Origin of the sequence: Sphingobacterium alimentarium, assembly GCF_004342685.1 — a bacterium.
Taxonomy (GTDB): Bacteria; Bacteroidota; Bacteroidia; order Sphingobacteriales; family Sphingobacteriaceae; genus Sphingobacterium; species Sphingobacterium alimentarium.
Genome location: NZ_SMBZ01000042.1, coordinates 1 through 22,507, shown reverse-complemented (window position 1 = coordinate 22,507; position 22,507 = coordinate 1). Strand labels below are relative to the sequence as shown.

Annotated in this window: 18 protein-coding genes; 10 read left to right on the top strand and 8 right to left on the bottom strand. The window is 38.8% G+C overall.

The window, feature by feature from the left end:
- Positions 1–2,181, top strand: coding sequence for a DUF4954 family protein (locus EDC17_RS13285; RefSeq protein ID WP_132778547.1), 2,181 nt, complete (start codon positions 1–3; stop codon positions 2,179–2,181).
- 74 nt (positions 2,182–2,255) lie between these two features.
- Here the strand turns inward: EDC17_RS13285 and EDC17_RS13280 are convergent, their stop codons facing one another.
- Both EDC17_RS13280 and folB read right to left on the bottom strand, forming a co-directional pair.
- Positions 2,256–2,699 (bottom strand): Hsp20/alpha crystallin family protein, encoded by a 444-nt coding sequence (locus tag EDC17_RS13280; protein ID WP_132778546.1) that lies wholly within the window; start codon positions 2,697–2,699, stop codon positions 2,256–2,258.
- Positions 2,700–2,893: 194 nt separating this feature from the next.
- Positions 2,894–3,256, bottom strand: a complete 363-nt coding sequence (gene folB / locus EDC17_RS13275) for a dihydroneopterin aldolase (protein ID WP_132778545.1) — start codon at positions 3,254–3,256, stop codon at positions 2,894–2,896.
- Between the two features lie 60 nt (positions 3,257–3,316).
- Between folB and EDC17_RS13270 the strand changes: the two genes are divergently transcribed.
- From EDC17_RS13270 to carB, 8 genes are all read left to right on the top strand, one after another.
- Positions 3,317–4,063, top strand: a complete 747-nt coding sequence (locus EDC17_RS13270) for a 3-keto-disaccharide hydrolase (protein ID WP_132778544.1) — start codon at positions 3,317–3,319, stop codon at positions 4,061–4,063.
- Between the two features lie 73 nt (positions 4,064–4,136).
- On the top strand, positions 4,137–4,451 hold the full coding sequence (locus EDC17_RS17315) for a hypothetical protein (RefSeq protein WP_243646153.1): 315 nt from the start codon (positions 4,137–4,139) through the stop codon (positions 4,449–4,451).
- Positions 4,364–6,298 (top strand): S9 family peptidase, encoded by a 1,935-nt coding sequence (locus EDC17_RS13265; RefSeq protein WP_317126061.1) that lies wholly within the window; start codon positions 4,364–4,366, stop codon positions 6,296–6,298. Before EDC17_RS17315 ends, EDC17_RS13265 begins: the two co-directional genes overlap by 88 nt.
- A gap of 263 nt (positions 6,299–6,561) precedes the next feature.
- A complete protein-coding gene (locus EDC17_RS13260) occupies positions 6,562–7,119 on the top strand; it encodes a polymorphic toxin type 23 domain-containing protein (RefSeq protein WP_132778543.1) in 558 nt (185 codons plus the stop codon).
- Positions 7,059–7,424, top strand: coding sequence for a hypothetical protein (locus tag EDC17_RS13255; RefSeq protein WP_132778542.1), 366 nt, complete (start codon positions 7,059–7,061; stop codon positions 7,422–7,424). The genes EDC17_RS13260 and EDC17_RS13255 overlap by 61 nt, the downstream gene beginning before the upstream one ends.
- A 13-nt stretch (positions 7,425–7,437) precedes the next feature.
- Positions 7,438–8,196, top strand: a complete 759-nt coding sequence (locus EDC17_RS13250) for a hypothetical protein (RefSeq protein WP_132778541.1) — start codon at positions 7,438–7,440, stop codon at positions 8,194–8,196.
- A gap of 103 nt (positions 8,197–8,299) precedes the next feature.
- On the top strand, positions 8,300–8,581 hold the full coding sequence (locus EDC17_RS13245; RefSeq protein WP_132778540.1) for a hypothetical protein: 282 nt from the start codon (positions 8,300–8,302) through the stop codon (positions 8,579–8,581).
- A gap of 215 nt (positions 8,582–8,796) precedes the next feature.
- A complete protein-coding gene (gene carB / locus EDC17_RS13240) occupies positions 8,797–11,616 on the top strand; it encodes a carbamoyl-phosphate synthase large subunit (RefSeq protein ID WP_132778539.1) in 2,820 nt (939 codons plus the stop codon).
- A gap of 723 nt (positions 11,617–12,339) precedes the next feature.
- On the opposite strand, the gene EDC17_RS13235 is transcribed toward carB, so the two are convergent.
- The 5 genes from EDC17_RS13235 to EDC17_RS13215 all read right to left on the bottom strand — a co-directional run bounded on the left by EDC17_RS13235 (position 12,340) and on the right by EDC17_RS13215 (position 20,622).
- On the bottom strand, positions 12,340–13,395 hold the full coding sequence (locus tag EDC17_RS13235) for a formylglycine-generating enzyme family protein (RefSeq protein ID WP_132778538.1): 1,056 nt from the start codon (positions 13,393–13,395) through the stop codon (positions 12,340–12,342).
- Positions 13,396–13,480: 85 nt separating this feature from the next.
- Positions 13,481–14,902: a Gfo/Idh/MocA family protein gene (locus EDC17_RS13230; protein ID WP_132778537.1), complete on the bottom strand. Its 1,422-nt coding sequence runs from the start codon at positions 14,900–14,902 to the stop codon at positions 13,481–13,483.
- 254 nt (positions 14,903–15,156) lie between these two features.
- The gene (locus tag EDC17_RS13225; RefSeq protein ID WP_132778536.1) at positions 15,157–16,464 is read right to left on the bottom strand and encodes a TolC family protein; all 1,308 of its coding nucleotides are present in this window, start codon (positions 16,462–16,464) and stop codon (positions 15,157–15,159) included.
- 1 nt (position 16,465) lies between these two features.
- A complete protein-coding gene (locus tag EDC17_RS13220) occupies positions 16,466–19,543 on the bottom strand; it encodes an efflux RND transporter permease subunit (RefSeq protein ID WP_132778535.1) in 3,078 nt (1,025 codons plus the stop codon).
- Between the two features lie 11 nt (positions 19,544–19,554).
- Entirely contained in the window at positions 19,555–20,622 is a 1,068-nt protein-coding gene (locus tag EDC17_RS13215) for an efflux RND transporter periplasmic adaptor subunit (protein WP_132778534.1), read from the bottom strand.
- Between the two features lie 276 nt (positions 20,623–20,898).
- Between EDC17_RS13215 and EDC17_RS13210 the strand changes: the two genes are divergently transcribed.
- Positions 20,899–21,105: a hypothetical protein gene (locus EDC17_RS13210; RefSeq protein WP_132778533.1), complete on the top strand. Its 207-nt coding sequence runs from the start codon at positions 20,899–20,901 to the stop codon at positions 21,103–21,105.
- 105 nt (positions 21,106–21,210) lie between these two features.
- Here the strand turns inward: EDC17_RS13210 and EDC17_RS13205 are convergent, their stop codons facing one another.
- Positions 21,211–21,624 carry a TonB-dependent receptor plug domain-containing protein gene (locus EDC17_RS13205; RefSeq protein ID WP_132778532.1) on the bottom strand — a complete coding sequence of 138 codons (414 nt, stop codon included), beginning with the start codon at positions 21,622–21,624 and terminating at the stop codon, positions 21,211–21,213.
- Positions 21,625–22,507 lie beyond the last annotated feature (883 nt).

The following is a 22,507-nucleotide window of genomic DNA, read 5'->3' as shown; positions in this document are numbered from 1 at the left end:
ATGGGAAAAGTAAAAAAGCTACCTTTAGAAAAATTGGGGTACGACCATACCGACGAGAAGTTGGAACGTCATTATCATTTGCGTTCGAATAAAAATAAAATCGACAAGAAATATCGCCACCTCTCTACTGAGGAGAAAGCGATATTAATACAAAATCACAATTACTCTACCGATTGGAACAGTGTAATGGTGACTGATACATTCAATCCCCAACAGATTAAGAATTCGAAATTTTATGGGAATGTATGGATAGGAAACATCTCCTCTCAGTATCTGAATTATAAAGATTTGAATCTTGCCTGCGGGATCTATAACAGCCAAATCATCAATAGTGAGATAGGCGATGACAACGCGATACACTATGTGCGCTATATGTCCAACTATATCACCGGTGACGAAGTCATTCTTATGAACGTCAATGATATGGAAACCAGTCCTGCTCCAAAATTTGGCAATGGCATCCTCAAAGAAGGCGAACAAGAAGACAAACGAATCTGGATTGAGCTTTGTAATGAGAATGGTGGACGACCGATTCTACCATTTGATGGTATGCAGGCGACAGATGCTTATATTTGGACGCGCAACAGACATGATGCACGTTTGCAATCCAAGTTCATCGAACTCACCGAAAAATCTTTCACCAATAAAGCAGGCTATTACAGTGAAATCGGCAATCAAGTCGTTATCAAAAACTGTGATATGATCCATGACGTCATCATAGGTGACCATGCATATCTCAAAGGCGTAAACAAAGTCAAGAATGTCACTATTCACTCCATAGAAAGTGCCATCACGCAGATCGGCGAAGGTTGTGAGATTGTGAATGGAATCATTGGCTACGGTTGTAGGGTATTCTATGGTGTCAAAGCCGTGCGTTTTATTCTTTCTTCATTTTCGCAGCTTAAATATGGTGCGCGACTTATCAACTCATTTTTGGGCGACAATTCGACGATTTCCTGCTGTGAGGTATTGAACTCCCTCCTTTTTCCAGCACACGAACAGCATCATAACAACTCTTTCCTGTGTGCATCGCTAATTATGGGACAGAGCAATATGGCTGCGGGTGCGACTATTGGTTCGAACCACAACTCTCGTGCTGCCGATGGAGAAATCATCGCCAAACGTGGATTCTGGCCGGGATTATGTGTCAGCTTAAAACACAATTCAAAATTCGCGTCATATTCGCTTATTGTCAAAGGAGACTTTCTATATGAATTGGACATCAAAATTCCTTTCTCCCTTATCAGTACGGATGTACAAAATGATCGGTTAATTATTGTACCGGGCTATTGGTTTTTGTACAATATGTATGCAGTGATGCGTAACAGCAAAAAATTTGAAGCACGTGACCGCCGGACTATTAAAAATCAATATTTAGAATACGATGTATTTGCACCTGATACGATCAATGAGATGTTTGATTCTTTAGCCATTATTGAAAAAGCTGTCGGGAAATCTTTGATGCCTAATTGGTCGAATTCGAGCGAAGAAGGTCGCAAAATATTGATGGATAAAAACATTAAAATCAGCCAGGATATATTCCTTGAAAATGTAGAAAATTCCAAACGTAAAGTCGTTATGCTTAAGCCCCGCGAAAGCTACAGCTTATTCAGAAAATTAATTCGACATTACGCAGCTCTTCAAATATTGAATAAGGAAGAATGGAATAAGCTAGACATGGAGGAACTTCTTTCTCACATTAAAAATTATTCCAACAGCACGCGCAAAGTTTTCGAAAATATCGGTGGACAGCTTGTGCCTAAAGAAGATTTGCAAGGTTTGCTTGATGGCATCAAAGCGGATCAATTCGAAAACTGGCACCAAATACACAAACAATATCACGCGTGGAGCAGCAATTATTTGGAGGAAAAACTTGTGCACGCACTCGCATCATTAGCAGAATTATCCAACAAACCTCTTGCGCTATGGGACATTGATTTTCTTACTGATTTGATCGAAGAAAGTAAAGCGACTCAACGCTGGATATATGACGAAATCTACAAATCTCGCGAGAAAGACTATACTAACCCATTTCGGAAGATGGTATACGAAAATGAGGAGGAGATGAATATAGTAGTAGGAAGTCTAGCCGACAATGCTTTCATCAATACCATGAAAGAGGAAACGGCAGACTACTTAGCAAAAGCAGACCACATATTAAACAAAATAAACATACATTAACAAAAAAAATCCCCTCATTGAGGGGATTTTCTCCAATTAACCAAAACTTAATAATAAACTACTTTACTTTGTCTTTACTTTACTTCTATTAGTCTTTTTGCAATTATAGCATCTTCTTTTTTGCCAATCATTACTTTCAAGATACCATTTTCGTAGGTTGCGTCGATGCTGCTGTAATCAACTGTCTCTGGCAATGTAAATGATCTTGTAAATGAATTATAGCTAAATTCTTTCTTGCTATACAATTTTCCCTCACTTACGTTCTCTTCTGTTTTTTCTACCGAAATAGAGATAATATTTTTGTCTACATTGATCTTGAAATCCGATTTCTCTAATCCAGGAGCAGCCAATTCTACTTCGAAAGATTTTTCCAACTCTGTAATATTAACAGCAGGGATACGTGATACTAAACGATCGGTAATGAATGAATCGTTGAATAAGTTGTCAAATACGCTGTTAACAAATGGATTTACAACATCTGTATTTATTGCTTTTGTAGGGAATTTTAGTAATGCCATTTTATAATCCTCCAATTTATTTTTTACTGTTTTTAATTATTTACATCAAGGAATATTCAATATCTATACCAGCAGTAAAAACAAGACAAAAAGTCATTAAAATAAATTTTTATAAGACATAATGACGTGATTCGGATAAAAAAAGCCTTTTTGCCGATGCAAAAAGGCTTATGTATGGTTTGGAAACCCGAATATTAATCTCTTTTATAATGTAACGCTACTTCAGAATTAGCTAAATCTCCGCCGAAAGGGGGATTTACTTTACGAATAGAAATTTTTATCTCCTGCAAAAAGCCATAACGCTTTAATATTAAATCCATGATATCCTCCAAAGCAGATTCCAATAATTTTCTTTTCGGACGCATCACCTCCGCTAGAAGCTGATACAACTCCTCATAATTTATGGTATTTTTCAAATCTTCAGAATCGGAGTTCTCAAAAGGAAAATAAACCTCCAGATCAATAAAAAACTCATTCCCAAGCACCTGCTCCTCTTCATAAAACCCGATTGGAGAGAAAAAACGTACATGTTTAAGTGCAACTTTTTGTCTAATCATATCTAAAAATAAGCATTTCTAGGCTTTTTCTTATATTTATTAAATAAACTTAAATCAAACATGAAACAAACTTGCAAAACCGCCCTAACAACGATCTTAACGCTGACTTTAACAAACACCTTATCTGCACAAACGAAATTTCAACCCCAAGACACCGAATTTTACGAACCCAAGAGCAAAGTAGTCTCTACCACACCCAACAAAGCACCATCGGATGCCATAGTACTGTTTGACGGCACTAACCTCTCCAAATGGGTCAGTGAAAATGATAGCACCAAACAAGCCCAGTGGACAGTGAATAATGGTATTTTAACAGTGAAGCCAGGAACAGGAAATATTCGGACTATCGAAAATTTTGAGGATTTCCAACTGCATCTTGAATGGAAAAGCCCAGATGTTATTAAAGGTGAAGGTCAAGGGAGAGGAAACAGCGGTGTATTTCTTCAAGGAAAATACGAAATTCAAGTCTTGGACAATGACAATAACCCGACGTATGTGAATGGTCAAGCGGCATCATTATACAAGCAAAGACAACCATTGGTAAGCGTCGTTAAGCCTGCAGGTCAATGGCACAGCTATGACATCCTCTACACCGCCCCTAGATTCAATAAAAATGGGATTCTGATAAGAAAAGGAACGGTCACCGTCTTACACAATGGCGTAGTCGTACATTATAATACACAGATCGAGGGTACGACAGAATATATCGGCCTACCTAAGGTTATTGCGCATGGCGCAGGTCCAATAGGGCTCCAAGATCATGGCGATCTAGTGAGTTTTAGAAATATTTGGATACGCCCACTATAACAATCTTCATAGGATAGTTACAATCAAAAGCGAAATGAATTTAATAAATTCGTAGTTTATTTATTTCCATAATATGAAAAAATTAGTCTTACTTTTTCTTTTGAGTAGTTCGACTGTCTATGCACAGCGACAATTTACTATCGAAGAAACAGTTTTCGGCCCCGGCCAGTTTGCCCCAAAGACGCTCTTGGGCATGCAATGGGCTACGAATTCAGATACTTTCACACATCTCGACCCTACTTATCAGCAACTCCTAGCACGTAGTGCAAACAGTGATTGGAACGAGAAAGTAATTGCTAAATTGGACGACATAAAAGTAGCCTTAGAAAAGGTCTTGCCTTCCGAAAATTCACCTTACGAAGTTTTCCTTCGAATTATGAATGGCTAGACAATCAGTCCATTAAATTTCAGATTTCCAGTAAAAAGAACCTGTTCGATATTTCCTATAATACAGAAAGCAAAGCAGCCACAGTCCTGAAATCTACGCCAAACAACTTAAAGAATAGCGCACATAACGTTCATACCGCTTATTTAGTCAGCAACAATATTGAAATCCTTACAGATAATGGTCAAGTCATTCATGTGACCAAGGATACAGTCGACGGCATAGTCAACGGCAGCGAAAACACCCATCGCCAAGAATTTGGTATCCATACTGGAATGTGGTGGTCGCCAAATGGTAAAAACCTACTCTATTACCGCAAGGATGAGTCCATGGTAAGCAAATACCCAGTACCACAATGGGATTCACGCGTAGCCAGCGTACACAATATCCGATATCCGATGGCAGGTATGAAATCAGAAGAGGTATCGCTTGTTGTTTTCAATACCGAGAGTAAGGAATATGTCACGCTGCAAACAGGAGAACCAAAAGAACAATATCTCACAAGTGTAACGTGGGATCCATCCAATGAATTCGTATATGTTGGCGTCCTGAATCGTGGTCAGGATCATCTTAAACTAAATCAATACAATGCTAAAACCGGAGTGTACGTAAAGACATTGTTTGAGGAAAAATCATCTAGCTGGGTCGAACCGCAGCACGATTTACAATTCTTACCGAATAATAAGAATCAATTCTTGTATCAAACCGACAAAGATGGTTACAACCAACTGTATCTGTACGACACCAATGGCCAACTGATTAAACATTTGGGATACCAAGATGTAATCGTTACCAGCTTAAAGGGCTTCAACGCTAATCATAGCAAAGCGTATTACATAGGCGCCAGCAACAAGGGGCTTGAGCGCCATCTGTATGAAGTGGACATTAAATCAGGGAAGACCAAACAACTTACTACTTCGAATGGGGTACATAATGCCTCTATCAGCCCTACCGGCAAATATGTATTGGATCAATACAGTAATCTCAGCATGCCCAATCTGATTCAAGTTATCGACACCAAAAATGGAAAAGCTAAATCAATCTTGGAAGCTGAAAATCCGTTTACTGGTAAAATCAATTTACCAAAAATTGAATTCAAAGAATTTTTATCACCTGACGGAAAAACGCCTCTGAATGCGCGTATTACCTATCCAACAAATTTTGACAGCTCCAAAAAATATCCAGTTATGGTATATTTATACGGCGGTTCACATGCACAGATGATTACCGACCGCTGGTTAGGTGGTGTAGGCTATTTTGATCTGTATATGGCTCAAAATGGATATTTGGTATTCACGCTGGACAACCGAGGCTCAGATGCGCGAGGAAGAGACTTTACGCGGGTGACACACCGCAATTTGGGTGAGAACGAGATTGCCGATCAACTTGTGGGAATTGATTATTTAAAATCTCTACCCTATGTGGATAAAGATAATATGGGAATTTTTGGATGGAGCTATGGTGGTTTTATGACTACTTCCTTAATGACAAAACACAATAGCACTTTCAAAGCAGGTGTAGCCGGAGGACCGGTAATGGATTGGAAGTATTATGAGGTGATGTACGGCGAACGTTATATGGACACGCCTCAAGAGAATCCTGATGGCTACGCAAAAACTTCCTTACTCAACAAAGCCGATCAACTCAAAGGCAATCTACTGATCATTCATGGTGCGCAGGATCCTGTGGTCGTACAGCAGCACAGCATGGATTTTATAGAGCAATGCATTAAAAAAGGAATAGAAGTAGACTATTTCTTATATCCTTCTCATGAACACAATGTACGTGGAAAAGACAGAGTGCATATGTATAATAAAATAGCCAAATATTTTGATACACATTTAAAATAGATAGATTTAGAAAAACTTTTAAAATTAAGGTCAAACTGCGAAAAGTTTGACCTTTTTTATTTGCATATTTCAAAATTTAATTATTGAATTTAAATAAAGATTAACCAAATCTCCCTCAAATAACAATAATTAATTATGAACAGTTCCATCTTCTTACTGAGGTGGAGACCCAATTTACTTATCGGCGTTGTTCTTTTTATGTTTATTCTTCCGACTTCGTAAAATCTCAACCCCATAAAACCAACCTTGATTTCAATATAGGATTGAAATGTTCTGCGAATTTAAGTGGCTCTCCTACTAATCATTTCACGCTTGGAATAAGTATCGGCACCGCTATACGCAAGGATGATATTCCGGCATCACTCATGTTACAATCCGCCATAAATATTTACGCAAATGGATTAGGAACAAACATCCTGAATGAATACATATACAGAGATAAAAATGGTGAGTCCATCGAGAAGCACAGGAAAGTAGAATTAGATTTTATTAATTCCCTAATCGGGAATATTGAGTTTGGTGATGAGTTTCAACCACACAATAGGCACTTACACCCGATCAAACATTTCAATCAAATGACGGCCTATTCAAACTACGACTTGAAGCATTACTCCGTTTCTTATGGCACTAATTTTATTATTAATTCGCACAATAGAAACCAGCAAGTAGGCTTCGTGGGCTTCAATACACCTTGGTTATCTTTTGGTTTTTATAACGATGGTACTCTGGGCAAATTGGTTGGTGACAATTACGATAGGTTTTGGACAGGTGGTGGTCATTTACGCATTCATTCAACCCCAACAACACCACGGCCACACTGAATGAGTTCTCGATAGAGTATAATTTTGATAGATTTACCTATGATGTGCAAGATGGTTATCGATTAGCCAATATATTAATGATTCCGAATGCGGATGACAATAACTTTTACAACTTACTGTTCAATAATTCATTGACTACATTAAAGGTTAATTGGAATGAGTACAGCGCAGGCATCAGCTTTATCGGACGGACGAATTTTGACATTCAAGATAAGATTCATGATTTCTTTGGCTACCCACGTCATTTGACCTACGCAAATAAAGAAACAATGCTAACCTTAGGTATCAACCCCATTATCAAATAAGATGAAAAATAATATGCGGCACAGATTATTCAAACTCTTGGTATTGACTATTACCATTGGGATGAGTATGTACGCTTGTAAATCATATATGCCACATTTTCCATATGATGAGTATTTGCGCTTACAAGCATCCTTGACCAATTCTTCTTTAAATAGAACTAATAAAGGTTATTACCAATTGAATATGTACAAAAATCAGATCAAATATGCACGAACAAACTTATTCAGATATACAGCATCTCAATTGACGGATAAGAGCGAGAAAGTAGATAGTTTATATTTGTACTTCATAGATGACCATAGATTTTACTATAGTCGCAAGAAACAAGATTCCATCGACCTTATTAAAGATATAGGCAAAGGAGTGCGACTAGGTATATATCAAATTAACAAAAATATTAAATCAGCGGATTCTACCATTACCATGGTGACATTGCATTCTGCAAAATCTAAGGTTAAAAATAGTGACGAATTTGATTTTGCAAACATCTATTTGGAGCTTAGACCTAATAATACATTGAAGTTTTTAACACCAGAATATCCAATCACCTTGCAAGATAGAAAGTTGCCAAACATTCTAACTAAAGATAAAGCCTTCGAGGCGAAATATCTTGATTTAATAATGAACAACCTTTATGCAAAAGAAACGAGGCATTTTGATGCGGATGACATGGGATTTCATGCCGAATGGCAATACAATACCATGTCCATCAAAACAAAAATAAATGATGTGGAATTTGACTATGTCAATATACGCCAACAGCATCGTTAACTAGAACATATCATTATAATAAGAAAATAGTATTCGAGGAAATTATAGCAGAAAATCCAACTCAAAGTCAAAGAAGCACATGGTAACCTAACAAATTATAATTATGGCAAAGAAATTATTAGATAGTATTTCTTCAGCAAGTGAGGCAACACAAGAAAATGAATATATATACGGCATGGTGACAAAAATAGAAGGCGATGACCTGAATTTTTTATTATCCGTATTTGGGACCTGTGATAATTGGCAACCCCTCCCTTACGCCAGTGTCAAAAGTTTCAGAAATCTGGGTGGCATGCGCTGCATACACGATGATAATATATATCCCTATTTCAGACTAGAATTCAAAACCAAAGCAAGTATCGATATCGTGGATGAAGAAGAGTAATTTGAGGTTTTATTCTTTATACTATTGATTTTGAATAGCAAGGGTATGTTTATAAAATAAATTGAAGTTTTAGCCGAAGAATCTTATATAATTAAAATAAAATATATAACTTTGCACTCCGACAAAGCAGTCGGAATACTCTTCTCTATAAAGGCATTTCTTCCGCTTTGCAATAGCAACAAATTGTATATTTAAACTTTTTGATTTAATAAATAATGCCTAGAAACACCTCCATTAACTCCGTTTTAATCATAGGTTCTGGTCCTATTGTTATCGGACAAGCGTGTGAATTTGATTACTCAGGATCTCAAGCTGCTTTATCTTTAAAAGAAGAAGGCATCAAGGTTTCGATAATCAACTCTAACCCTGCAACTATTATGACTGACCCGGTTGTTGCAGACAACGTTTATTTATTACCCCTTACTTGCGAGAGTATTGAGCAAATTCTTCAAGAACAACAGATTGATGCGGTATTACCAACTATGGGTGGTCAGACTGCGTTGAACTTGTGTATTGAGGCATCAGAACGCGGACTTTGGGAAAAATATAATGTTCAGGTTATTGGTGTTGATGTAGCAGCAATCGAAAAAACGGAAAACCGCGAAGAATTCCGTCAACTAATGATTGATATCGGTGTGGGTGTGGCGCCATCCAAAATCGCTAACTCTTTCTTAGAAGGTAAAGAAGCAGCACAAGAAATTGGATTTCCATTGGTAATTCGTCCATCGTACACATTAGCGGGTACAGGTGGTGGTTTTGTGCACAAGAAAGAAGATTTTGATGCGGCATTAAACCGTGGTCTTCACGCTTCTCCTACGCACGAAGTATTGGTAGAGCAAGCTGTATTAGGTTGGAAAGAATTCGAATTGGAATTGTTACGTGACAAAAATGATAACGTAATCATCATCTGTACAATCGAAAACTTTGACCCTATGGGTATCCACACTGGAGACTCGATTACAGTAGCGCCAGGCATGACATTATCAGACAAATGTTACCAAGACATGCGTAATCAAGCGATCAAGATGATGCGTTCGATCGGTAACTTCGCTGGTGGTTGTAACGTACAATTCTCAGTGAATCCGGAAAACGAAGATATCATCGCGATTGAGATCAATCCACGTGTATCACGTTCTTCAGCATTAGCATCCAAAGCTACAGGTTACCCTATCGCGAAAATCGCTGCTAAATTGGCTATCGGTTACAACTTGGATGAGTTGCAAAATCAAATTACTAAAACTACTTCTGCATACTTCGAGCCTACTTTAGATTACGTTATTGTAAAAGTTCCTCGTTTCAACTTTGATAAATTCAAGGGTGCAAACAAAGAGTTAGGTCTTCAGATGAAAGCTGTGGGTGAAGTAATGGCAATTGGCCGTACTTTCATCGAGGCATTACAAAAAGCGGCGCAGTCGCTAGAAACAGGTCGTGCTGGTCTAGGTGCTGACGGTCGTCAATCACGCAATTTAGAAGAGATCATGTACAGCTTGGAGCACCCAAGTGCAGATCGTCTTTTCCATATCAAAGATGCTTTCGAATTGGGCGTTCCTTTGGAATCTATCCGTAAAGCAACAAACATTGACAAATGGTACTTAGTTCAGATTCAAGAATTGGTTCAATTAGAAACTGAATTAAAAAGATATCAATTATCAAATATTCCACGCGACTTCTTCATGACTTTGAAACAAAAAGGATATTCGGATCAACAAATCGCTTGGTTATTGGGTAATGTAACAGAAGATCAGGTATACGATCGTCGTAAGGAATTAGGCATCAACCGTGTGTACAAAATGGTAGACACATGTGCTGCTGAATTCCCTGCACAAACACCTTACTACTACTCTACTTTCGAAGAAGAAAACGAATCAATCGTATCGGATAAAAAGAAAATCATCGTTTTGGGTTCTGGTCCTAACCGTATTGGTCAAGGTATCGAATTCGATTACTCTTGTGTACATGGTTTGTTAGCAGCAAAAGAATCTGGTTACGAAGCTATCATGGTGAACTGTAACCCAGAGACTGTTTCTACAGATTTCAATATGGCGGACAAGTTATACTTCGAGCCTGTATTCTGGGAGCACGTACGTGAAATTATCGAATTAGAAAAACCAGAAGGTGTAATCGTACAATTAGGCGGTCAGACAGCACTTAAAATGGCTGACAGACTAGAAGCGCTAGGTGTGAAGATTATCGGAACTTCATTCAGTAATATGGACTTGGCTGAAGATCGTGGGAGCTTCTCTGATCTATTGAAAGAATTAGATATTCCTTACCCGAAATACGGTGTAGCAACTTCAGCTGAAGAAGCAATCAAAGTTGCGAACGAAGTAGGTTACCCGGTATTGGTTCGTCCATCGTATGTATTAGGTGGTCAAGGTATGAGCATCGTTATCAACGACGAAGATTTAGAAAAAGCTGTAGTAAACTTATTGAAAAATCTTCCTGGTAACCAAATCTTAATTGACCATTTCTTAGACCGCGCTGAAGAAGCTGAGTCGGATTCGATCTGTGATGGTGAAGATGTACACATCATCGGTATGATGGAGCACATTGAGCCAGCAGGTATTCACTCCGGTGACTCTTATGCAGTATTACCTCCATTCAGCTTATCACAAAATGTTCAAGCTAAAATGGAAGAATATTCGATTAAATTAGCAAAAGCATTGGATGTAAAAGGTCTTTTGAATATTCAGTTTGCTATCAAAGGTGAAAATGTATACGTAATCGAGGCAAACCCTCGTGCATCACGTACAGTTCCTTTCATCGCTAAAGCGTACGATGTACCTTACATCAATATTGCTACGAAAGTAATGCTGGGTGTGAATAAATTAAAAGATTTTACTATCGAGCGTAAATTGACTGGATGGGCTATCAAAGAACCTGTATTCTCGTTCTCTAAATTCCCAGAAGTTGATAAGCAATTAGGTCCTGAGATGAAATCTACAGGTGAAGCTATCCGCTTTATCAAAGATTTACAAGATCCTTACTTTAGAGATTTAGTATCTAAAAAATCAATGTTCTTGAACGCGCAATAAGCTATCAAGAAATAGTATAACAGGAACTCCCTCGCATGTATATGCAAGGGAGTTTTTTTATTTTATAGAGGTTTTTGTTGTAAAATATACTGAGCAATTTTAATAAAGATAATATCACTTACTTAGTCTTTATTTGACAAACGTAATAAAACCGAAAGTTTCAAGATTATAATTTTTAGAAAGTTATAAACATACTTACAACTCTAAGAAATAGCATTATATTGTGTATATAATAACGTTATGCACAACTTTATGAAACAACCTCTCAATTACAATTTTGGTTCTGAAGAACGTTAAGTCTAAATGTGATTTTCCGTTTATTGGTGGACGAATTGCCTAAAGAGCATATTTTGACATATTACGAGACATTGCACAATTTGACAAACGCAATAGCCATTTAGAATCAATTATTCGATTTTCAAAATTCGAGTTTGAAGAAGAATATAATAAGCCATTCAAAAAAATTAATCCGATTGAAATTGAAAATTATATAAAAATAAGACTGCACGAATTATAACGTCACCTAACATGGGTAACTGCTACACAACTCCAATATTCTAAGAAAGTATAAAATATTGATCTCGTTTAAGCCCTTTCAAACGAGGTTTGTTATTTTTCAAGCTATATCAATGCAGAATTTTTTAGAGCTAATCTCTACCTCCGGCTCTTGTTTAGATTTCTCCTTGCGTCGAAATGACGATGTTCGAGATTAGTTTTTTACTCCTACACATCTTTTACACAGCGAAAACCAACATTATTGGTTGGGCTATTGATTTCACCTTTGCCTCTACCGCCTGCTTTGTAGCGTTCGCAATAATTGTCTACGCAAAGAAAAGAACCGCCCCGCTGTACGCGTTTGACTAATCTCGGTTCTTGCGGATCGTGGGAATCCGATGGTCCTTTAGGATTTTTGTTGGAGTCGTTCTGATCATACCCCGAGCGGTAGTAGTCTGAACACCATTCCCATACATTACCGACCATATCATAGATACCCAAAGCATTTGCAGGAAAGGATTTAACAGGTGCTGTTCCACTAAATCCATCTAGTTTTGCGTTGCTTTTTGGGAATGCACCTTGATACGTATTTGCCATCCATTTACCATCCTTTTTGAGTTCATTTCCCCAATAAAATGCTTCATCTTTATGCGTATTCGCTTTAGCTGCTAATTCCCATTCGGCCTCTGTAGGTAGTCGCTTTCCCGCCCATTTGGCATAGGCTTCTGCATCTTCATAGGCTATGTGTACTACAGGATGATTTTCACGTCCTTTTAGATCACTTTTGGGGCCTTCTGGATGCCTCCAGTTCGCGCCCGGCATATATTCCCACCAGGACAAATGATTATCTAAATTTTGTGTTTGCCTATCCCCCACAAATACCGCAGAGCCGGCTTGCAGCATGTTTGGATCTACACCTGGAAAATCTTTCGAATTCAAAGGCCTTTCAGCTACGGTGACATAGTTGGTTTCTTCGACAAATCTCCGAAACTGTGCATTGGTCACTTCGTGCTCATCCATATAGAAAGAACTGACCTCCACTTCCCTTTCAGGCGCCGCATCTTCAAAATAAGAAGTGCCTATCGTAAATTTTCTTCCCTGCACAAAAACCATCTTTACAGAATCTTTACCGCTATAAAATTCGGGTGATACGGGAGAAACATTGCGCGTTGGTACATTGTCCATCATACAGGTATCTCCCTTGTTCACACCATGTTGTGAATCTTGGAAAGCAATCTGACAGGAAAGGAATAAGGTGCAGGCGGCTAAATAGGAAATTCTCATAACGATTGAAGTACTATGTTCTCTAAAATAAGAAAAGGCTTCAAGATATTCATCTGAAGCCTTAATATTTATTGCATTTACCAATTTACACGTTTAATTGATTTCCTTTACCGTCTTTTTTAGCGCGGATACATGTATTACCACCACCTTTAAGCGTAAGTTCTACTGGCTTGTTGGAAATCCAAGCTCCTTGCGTAAAATCAGGGAACTCTAATGTTTTTCCTTTTTTGGTCGATTCGACACTTAATGGTACAATCGCACTCCAAGCTGCCGCATCGTACACATCTTGATCTAAAGCCAATCCATTGCGCAAACAGTCAATTAATCTCCAGTCCATCATAAAGTCCATACCGCCGTGACCACCTACTTTCTTAGCCTGCTCACCAATGAATTTCACAATTTCAGGTGTATATTGATCCCGCAATTTGTTCATTTCCTCTTCAGGAAGGAAGCTATGTCCTTTTTGGTGGGATTTAAGGCTTATACCAATCTTAGGATATTTCTCACAGAAACCTTGAGTACCACTCAACATATGTATACGTGAATACGGACGAGGGGATGTCACATCATGTTGGATCATGATGGTTTTGCCTTTTTGCGTACGTATAAGCGTTGTATTCATATTGCCACGGTATTCTGCACCTACAAATTGTCCATATGTCGCAGGATCGTCTTTGGCTAAGCGTTTTGCCTCTTCGCCCATTTGGAAATCATTCGAAGCGACATTCACCAAGGAAGTCATCACGTCACCGCGGTTGACATTCAAACACTGCGCTACCGGACCGATACCATGTGTAGGATATAAGTTACCGTGGAAACGGATATTTTCTTTCAATCTCCAGAAATCATCGTAATACGTTTTGCTGAAATTCAAATCCAATAAATCGTGAATATAAGCACCTTCAGCATGAACCAACTCACCAAACACACCTGCTCTAGCCATGTTTAAAGTTTGCAATTCGAAGAAATCATAACAGCAGTTCTCCAACATCATACAATGTTTTTTTGTCTCTTCAGACACACGAACTACTTTCCAGCAATCTTCTACCGTCAACCCGATAGGTACTTCACAAGCCACATGTGCACCAGCTTTCATCCCTTCGATGCTCATCTCCGTATGAAAATCCCATGGTGTACAGATGTATAATAAATCAATCTTCACGGATTTTAACATATCCTTCCAGCCATCATCGCCTGAGAAACCAGCAGGCTTCTTCAAGCCACGACCTACTACGGTATTTTGATGTTTTGTCACTCTATCTGCGTGCTTATCACATACAGCAACAATTTCGGTGCCTTCTAAATATGTAAACCTATCTACGGCGCCTGTACCTCTATTTCCCAATCCGACAAAAGCCACACGTACTTTATCAATCTTGGGTGCTGCGTATCCAGACATATTAAAACGCGGAGCCGCTGCCGCATTGACATGCAAAGCGGGCAAGCTTATAGCTGTAGCAGACAACAGGGATGCCTTTTTTAGAAAATCTCTTCTATTTGTACTCATAAAATTTCGATTTATTAATCTTCTTGTAAATTAAGAGGGCATTACGCCCTCTTAAAAATCACCTATATTAAAACAAACTAAACAGTCAATTTCAAGAAAACCAATATTGTTGATTTTTGTGCAGGTTTTCATGGTTATGCGATAATGTTCTTCGTATTATCTTTAACAATTATAATTTATAATCATCAGATTATAAAATGATTCTCAAACGCAAACGTTTGTCCAATTTTACGAATTCGATTGCACACCACAATTTACAACTCAATCTTACCGATCAATTCCATCAATAATGTTTCGGATAATTTAGCTTGGGTTTTTGCTGCATTAAATCTAGACACGGCATTGATAAAATTTTCTTGTGCATCCCTAAATTCGACAGCACTCAGTGTACCGATTTTGTATTTTTCTAATGTAATATTCAGGTTTTGTCGTGCTATTTGTTCGTTTCTTTCTTCTATATCGACGAGTGCAAGGTTAGTTCTGTACACATTGTAAGCCTGAGAGATTTCGGTTTCTATTTGCAGATTCGTTTGCGCGATTTGCAAATCAGCGTTCTCGATACGCAACTTAGCAATGCGCTCATTGCGGCGTTGATTAAAACCATCAAAGATATTAACTGAAGCAGTGACGCCATAGGTCAATCCACGGGATTGAGATTGCGCCACGAAACCAAGACTGGATTCTGATTCACTAAAATTATAGCCTCCATTCAGTCGTACCGTTGGATAGCGGTTCGCTCGGATGGTCTTTTCATCCAATTCGGCCAATCTACGATTGATGCTGATTAAGATAAGATCCGGATTATTGGCTTTCGCCAATTCCAGCATATCGCCTAACTTCAGTGTTTCGTCAATATTCACCTCTTCCACGACGCTAAATTCTTGTTGCAAGTCGCGCGCCAATAGGTTGTTGAGTGCTATCTTAAGATTTTTTACCGTATTCGCTTGTTTGATGCGATTAGATTCGTCGGTATTTAGATTGACTTGAACATTCAAAACTTCTAATCGAGAGGCTTTTCCGATGGAAAATCTGTTCTCAGATGTTCGCAAGCGTTCGCGAGATATTTCAATGCTCGTGTCGATCGCCATAAGGAGATTCTGCTGCTCGACAATGGTATAATAGGTAGAGATTACATCCGAAATGCGGGTCACTACCGAACGCTGCAACTCGACTTCTCCTTGCTTTTGCAATTCTTTCAATGTCTCATAACGTGAAAACATTCCTAAACCATCAAAAACAGTCCAGCCGACACTTACGCCATAATTTAAGCTATTGTTTTTCGCATTGTCCAATGAACGAACTTCGCCCGTAGCCTGTGTCTGATTGGAGTTCGAAACACTATTATTTTGTGTAAAATTACCCGTAACAGTAGGAAGCATCCCCGCATTTCCTGGAGTTACATTCTGCTGCGCTACTTTCAGGTTATTCTGAAACAACTTGATATCGTAATTATTCTCCAAAGCAATTGCAATAGCCTCCTTTACGGTCAATAGCTTTTGTGCAATACTTATATGTGTACATAGTAAAAAACAGCTTACTAGTTGAATTACCCTTCTTCTCATACTAATCTTCTATATTATCAAATTCAGGTCTGTGTTTTCTTTCGCGCGACATCATCAGATAAAATGCCGGGATGACAAATAATGTAAGGATTAAAGAGAACATCGTTCCGCCGACAATAACAACCCCCATTCCGATACGGCTTGTCGATGCAGCACCTAGAGACAATGCAATCGGCAACGCACCAAATGCAATGGCCAAAGATGTCATCAAAATAGGTCTTAATCTGGCTTCTGCAGCTTCCACAACCGCGGTATATTTTTCCTTGCCTTCTTCGCGTAATTGATTCGCAAACTCAACAATCAAAATACCATTTTTGGTGACCAAACCAATTAACATAATCGTTCCAATCTGGCTAAAAATATTCCAGGTCTGACCGAACAACCACAACGAGAATAACGCCCCAGCTACCGCAAGCGGCACCGTGATGATAATGATAATCGGATCGGTAAAACTTTCAAACTGCGCAGCCAAAATCAAGAATATGAGTAACACGGCGAGGCCAAATGCAAACATCGTGTTGGAACCACTCTCTACAAAATCGCGCGACTCACCGCCCAAATCTGTTGTGAAGGATTCATCTAACACTTTTTCACGTATTCTTTCCATCGCGTCTATCCCCTCACCCATGCTTCTACCCGGCGCAAGACCAGCAGATACGGTTGCAGACATGTAGCGATTATTGTGAAATAGCTGTGGAGGACTGCTTCGCTCTTCCAATTCTACAATATTGCTCAGCTGTATAAGTTCGCCTGTGTTATTTCTTACATAGATAGAAGCTAAATCGTTGGGTGTGGCCCTATCTTTACGATCAAACTGTCCCATTACTTGATATTGCTTGCCATTCATCATAAAATAGCCAAAACGTTGGCCTGACAAGGACATCTGCAAGGTCTGTGCTACATCCAAGACAGAAACCCCTAATGATTGTGCCTTCTCTCTATCAATAGTCACATATATTTCAGGCTTATTGAATTTTAAATTGACATCCGTAATCGAAAATGTAGGATCTTGAGATAGTTCTTCCATAAATTCTGGAATCTTCTCTTCCAACTGCTGGAAGTTCGGTGCCTGAATGATGTACTGAATTGGTAATCCTCCTCTTCTATTCACCGCAATCGTCGGTTGCTGCGATACTGAAACCCGAGCTTCAGAGGACGAGCGTGTCAGACGTGTCAGATCATTAGCTATCTCTTGCTGCGTGCGTGTTCTTTCGTCCGTATTCACTAATCCTAAACGTACAAATCCACTATTCACCGACGAAGAACCAAAACCTGGAGATGTGATCACCAAACTTACTTTTTTCTCTGGTACCGAATCATTGATGAGCATGGTAAGGTCTGTCATAAATTTATCCATGTAATCATAAGATACACCCTCTGGAGCTGTTACACGTAGACTGATATAACTACGGTCATCATACGGTGCTGTTTCCTTTGGCAATAACTGAAAAAATAAGTATATCAATCCAAAACACCCCAAGAGAATAGCAAAACTTAACCATTTGAAACGTAGGAAACTTTTCAAAGCGTTTGCGTATTCGGTATTCATCGCTACGAAATACTTCTCCGTCTTCTCATAGAATCTACTTTTCTTCTGCTCGCCACCTTTCATCAAATAAGCATTCAACATAGGGGTTAGCGTCAGCGAAACAAAGGCGGATATGAGCACGGCGGCTCCAATGACGACTCCAAATTCTCGGAATAATCGGCCCACAAATCCTTCTAAAAAGATTACAGGTAAGAAAACTGCCGCCAAGGTAACGGATATGGAAATTACCGCAAAGAAAATTTCATTCGACCCTTTGATGGCTGCCTCAATAGGAGACATTCCCTCTTCTACCTTCTTGAAAATATTTTCTGTCACCACGATCCCATCATCTACTACCAACCCGGTCGCTAATACAATGGCTAATAGGGTCAATACATTGATAGAGAATCCGCACAGATACATAATAAAAAACGTTGCTATCAAGGATACCGGAATATCTATCAGTGGACGGAAGGCTATAGACCAATTTCGGAAGAATATATAAATAATAATGACAACCAAAATGATCGCAATAATCAATGTTTCGACTACTTCAAGTACTGATTTTTTGACAAATTGCGTGTTGTCGATAGCGATGTTCATTTCATATCCTTCGGGCAAATCGGATTCGAGCTTGTCAAATTCTTTGTAGAATCCATTGGCTATTTCCAGATAATTGGTACCGGGCTGTGGTATCACGGCCAGACTGACCATTGGATATCCGGAGTCTGACATTTTAGTCTCGAAATTTTCGGCTTCGAGCGCCGCATTACCGATATCTCCAAATTTTACGACTTTCGTCTGATCTGCACGAATGATGATATTATTGAATTGCTCTTCGTTCGATAAATTACCAATAGTTTTTACGGTCAATTCGGTATTCGCACCTGTCAATTTTCCGGAAGGCAATTCGACATTTTGAGCGTTCAAAGCATTCCGAACGTCCATCACAGTGACACCGTAAGAAGCCAACTTCGCTGGATCTATCCAAAGTCGCATGGCATACTTTCGCTGTCCCCATATTTGCACCGAACTGACTCCCGGAATGGTTTGAAGACGTTGGGCTACCACATTTTCGGCGTAGTCCGACAGTTCCAATACATTCTGTGTACGGCTTTGCAGCGTCATCGAAATAATAGGTTCTGAATCGGCATCCGCTTTGGAAACTACCGGTGCTGCATCGATGTCCTGTGGTAAGCTCCGCATCGCCTGCGAAACTTTATCACGTACATCATTGGCTGCTGCTTCTAAATCTTTGGTCAGATTAAATTCTATATTGATATTACTCGAACCTTGCGAACTGGTCGATGTGATATTTCGAATACCATCGATAGAATTGATCGCTTTTTCGAGAGGTTCTGTAATCTGGGATTCAATAATATCGGGATTGGCACCGGCATAACTCGTCCGCACCGAAATTTGTGCGGGATCGATAGAAGGAAATTCACGTACACCTAAAAACGTATAGCCAATGATTCCGAATAATATCAGCATCAAGTTCATGACGATGGTCAGAACGGGACGTTTTATACTAAGGGTGGATAAACTCATTTTTCTGTGGATTAACGTAAAGTAACTTGAACAGGTGAACCATCACGCAAGGACATCACGCCTGAAGTTAAGATGGTGTCACCTTCGCTGAGACCCTTGGTGATAAGCACATCGGCATCCGTACGGCCGCCAGTTTCTACAATAACTTCCTTGGCTTTGCCATCGCGCAATACAAATATTTTCTTACCATTTTGAATCGGTATCAAAGATTCTGCCGGCACTAACAATCCATTAGAAACCGTTTCTAAAGGGAAAGTTACGTTGGCAAAAGTTCCAGGTATTAATTTGTTACTTCCTCCCTTGCTTATTGCTTTGACGATTAATGAACGTGTATTGGCTTCTATCACAGGCTCAATAGCATAGATAGATGCTGTAAATTTCTGCTCATCACCTTGGATTGAAAACTCGACCTGATTTCCTTTGCTAACCATGTACGCATAGCGTTCTGGAACAGAAAACAATAGTTTCATCTGAGCTGTATTGGCAAGATTAGCGATAACGGTCGCCGGAGTGATGTAACTTCCTTTGGAGATATTGCGCAAACCTATTTTTCCCGAAAATGGCGCTCGAACGAGCGTTTTACTTAATTGTGCATTGATAAGCTGTATTTGCGATTCTGACGTACGAAAATCCGCTGATGCAATTTCATATTCTTCTTGACTGATGGCTTCTTTTTCTAACAGTAGTTTTGCTCGTCGCGCATTCTCACTAGCGAGCTCTGCTCTGGTACGCGCCTGCGCCAATTGTGCACGGAGTTCCGAATCATTGATCCGCAATAGTACTTGACCTGCCGAGACTTGGCTACCTTCCTGGAAATTTAAGGTTTCGACGATACCCGATACTTCCGAATGCAGCTCTACCACTTCATTTGCCTCAATAGATCCACTTAAAGATAAATAATCCGCAAATGGCTGTCCTTGTACGACACGACCGTATACTTTACTACCTCCGCCTCGACTTCCACCTCCAGCGGATTTGTTTTCTTCGTCTTTTTTTGAATTCGTAATAATTCTATAGGTTACGAGTCCTATTACTAATAGTAATCCTATGCTTAAAAATATAACGGCTTTTCTGCTCATAAGTTTAGATAAAATGTGCCCAACAGACGGAAATACAAGATAAAGCTATTTAATGGAATCAAGATGTAAAAATGTAGATATAATAACCTTCCGAAGGAGATTTGGCGCACAAAAACTATCCCAATTATACATTTCTACCAATAAAAAAAGGTCTAATCTCTTAGAGATTAGACCTACTTGAATTTGGCTATTTACTAGATATTTAAAAAAAAAGTGCGATAAATTAAAACTTATCGCACTTTTTATATAACTTTATATCTAGTTAAACAACTAGATATGGGATATCCAACGAAAGTTCAAGTTATTAAGCGTGCTAAAAGTGAACAATGGTATGTTAACTTTCCAGCTGCAGTTGCTCAAGCTATTGAATTTCAACAAGGCGAAATCGTAGAGTGGGTAATCGATGATCACCAGCGACTTGTCCTTCAACGAAGTGACGAGTCTGTAAAAGACCTTAAAAAAAAACTTCCCAAAAAAGCATAATAGCTCATTTTCAATGTCTTTTTGAACAATGTAGTTCGGCTTTTAATCAACATCGTACCTTCCAGAGGGCCCGCAGTTTAGCATTGGGGCTGTCTAAATAAATTTTCATACTTGTCCATTCACAGGAGTAATTGAAGGCTTTTGATTAATACCGTAATAACTATTTACCGATATCTCTCTATTGCCAGATTTACCTCCTAAAGTAGTAATAAGGATAGCACCATTGGCAGCAAGAGGCCCCAATAAAGCTAAACGAGTTGGATCTTTGACCACTTCAATACTTTCGATAGCACTGATATCCACAAAATTTAAAAAATCCGTCTCTGGACCAATACGATTATATTTGTACAATTTCGTCTCATAAGCAAAATTGTGCGATGAAGTCATAAGTACACCATTCACGAAGATTGCTGCTCTGACATTATTGACATCTTCATTACTAAACACCGGCGTGCTTGCACCTCGAATGATAATATTTTGCATCGATCCTGCTTCATTGGAAGGCTGTTGTATATACACCCTCCCATTTCACCTTTCACAAAATCAGCGAGATTTGTAAATGGTTTAATATGCACTTTCTGGGAAATCAATAGTATCTACCGAGCCGATAGTTTTTCGAATATTTCGAAAATTTTTTACCCCCCCCCTTCTGTAAGTCCCTTCTCTTCGATCGTGTCTGTTTGCAGTACATATCGAAAATTAGCAACTTCCCTAACGGAAAAAGTTGGCTTTGCTTACACCGCGTCTTTGCATATCAGCAAAGATGCCAGCACAAAAAATTTTCTAAACATATAGTATTTTTTAGGGTTGTAATGGTTAACCAATTATGTTATGTATTAAAAGATTGAAAACTTTCTATAACAAGTACATATAGAATTTTGATATATAGAAAGGCTTTTAGCTATTGAAGACACGGGATTTTGAAACGAAAACGGTTGCGTAAATTTACGCACCCTTTTCGCAAATTAATATAATTACAATTTCTTTCTATTATAGTAACAGATATGCTGATTTAAGAAGCCCAAATTCTTAGATCAAACGCGTATTTGAGATCAAGAATTTGATCAATAGGTTGACACTAGTTTAACTAATAATAAAACAAAAAAAATAATAACTTATTATTTCATTAAAAGAAATATAATTTCGAATAAAATAGCGGTAAAAATTTAAATAGAAAGTAGCGGTATTAAACAATATATGTTAAGCAAGCTGAATCCGCAGGAGCGGGACTTGGTGCTGAACAAGAGGTAATAGTTTTGCGCTGTGAAAGGAGAACTTCATTATCGAGCATAAAAAAAGCCTTACCACACGTTGTTGTGATAAGGCTTTAGTTTTAATAAAAGAAGGCACCGACCTACTCTCCCACCTGTTACGGCAATACCATCGGCTCGGGCGGGCTTAA

Excerpts from the sequence above, each read along its gene's own strand:
- folB (WP_132778545.1), bottom strand. The coding sequence starts at position 3,256 with ATGATTAGACAAAAAGTTGCACTTAAACATGTACGTTTTTTCTCTCCA.
- EDC17_RS13220 (WP_132778535.1), bottom strand. The coding sequence starts at position 19,543 with ATGAGTTTATCCACCCTTAGTATAAAACGTCCCGTTCTGACCATCGTC.
- EDC17_RS13225 (WP_132778536.1), bottom strand. The coding sequence starts at position 16,464 with ATGAGAAGAAGGGTAATTCAACTAGTAAGCTGTTTTTTACTATGTACA.
- EDC17_RS17315 (WP_243646153.1), top strand. The coding sequence starts at position 4,137 with ATGAAAAAATTAGTCTTACTTTTTCTTTTGAGTAGTTCGACTGTCTAT.
- EDC17_RS13230 (WP_132778537.1), bottom strand. The coding sequence starts at position 14,902 with ATGAGTACAAATAGAAGAGATTTTCTAAAAAAGGCATCCCTGTTGTCT.
- EDC17_RS13235 (WP_132778538.1), bottom strand. The coding sequence starts at position 13,395 with ATGAGAATTTCCTATTTAGCCGCCTGCACCTTATTCCTTTCCTGTCAG.
- EDC17_RS13250 (WP_132778541.1), top strand. The coding sequence starts at position 7,438 with ATGCGGCACAGATTATTCAAACTCTTGGTATTGACTATTACCATTGGG.
- carB (WP_132778539.1), top strand. The coding sequence starts at position 8,797 with ATGCCTAGAAACACCTCCATTAACTCCGTTTTAATCATAGGTTCTGGT.
- EDC17_RS13245 (WP_132778540.1), top strand. The coding sequence starts at position 8,300 with ATGGCAAAGAAATTATTAGATAGTATTTCTTCAGCAAGTGAGGCAACA.
- EDC17_RS13210 (WP_132778533.1), top strand. The coding sequence starts at position 20,899 with ATGGGATATCCAACGAAAGTTCAAGTTATTAAGCGTGCTAAAAGTGAA.
- EDC17_RS13280 (WP_132778546.1), bottom strand. The coding sequence starts at position 2,699 with ATGGCATTACTAAAATTCCCTACAAAAGCAATAAATACAGATGTTGTA.
- EDC17_RS13215 (WP_132778534.1), bottom strand. The coding sequence starts at position 20,622 with ATGAGCAGAAAAGCCGTTATATTTTTAAGCATAGGATTACTATTAGTA.
- EDC17_RS13285 (WP_132778547.1), top strand. The coding sequence starts at position 1 with ATGGGAAAAGTAAAAAAGCTACCTTTAGAAAAATTGGGGTACGACCAT.
- EDC17_RS13270 (WP_132778544.1), top strand. The coding sequence starts at position 3,317 with ATGAAACAAACTTGCAAAACCGCCCTAACAACGATCTTAACGCTGACT.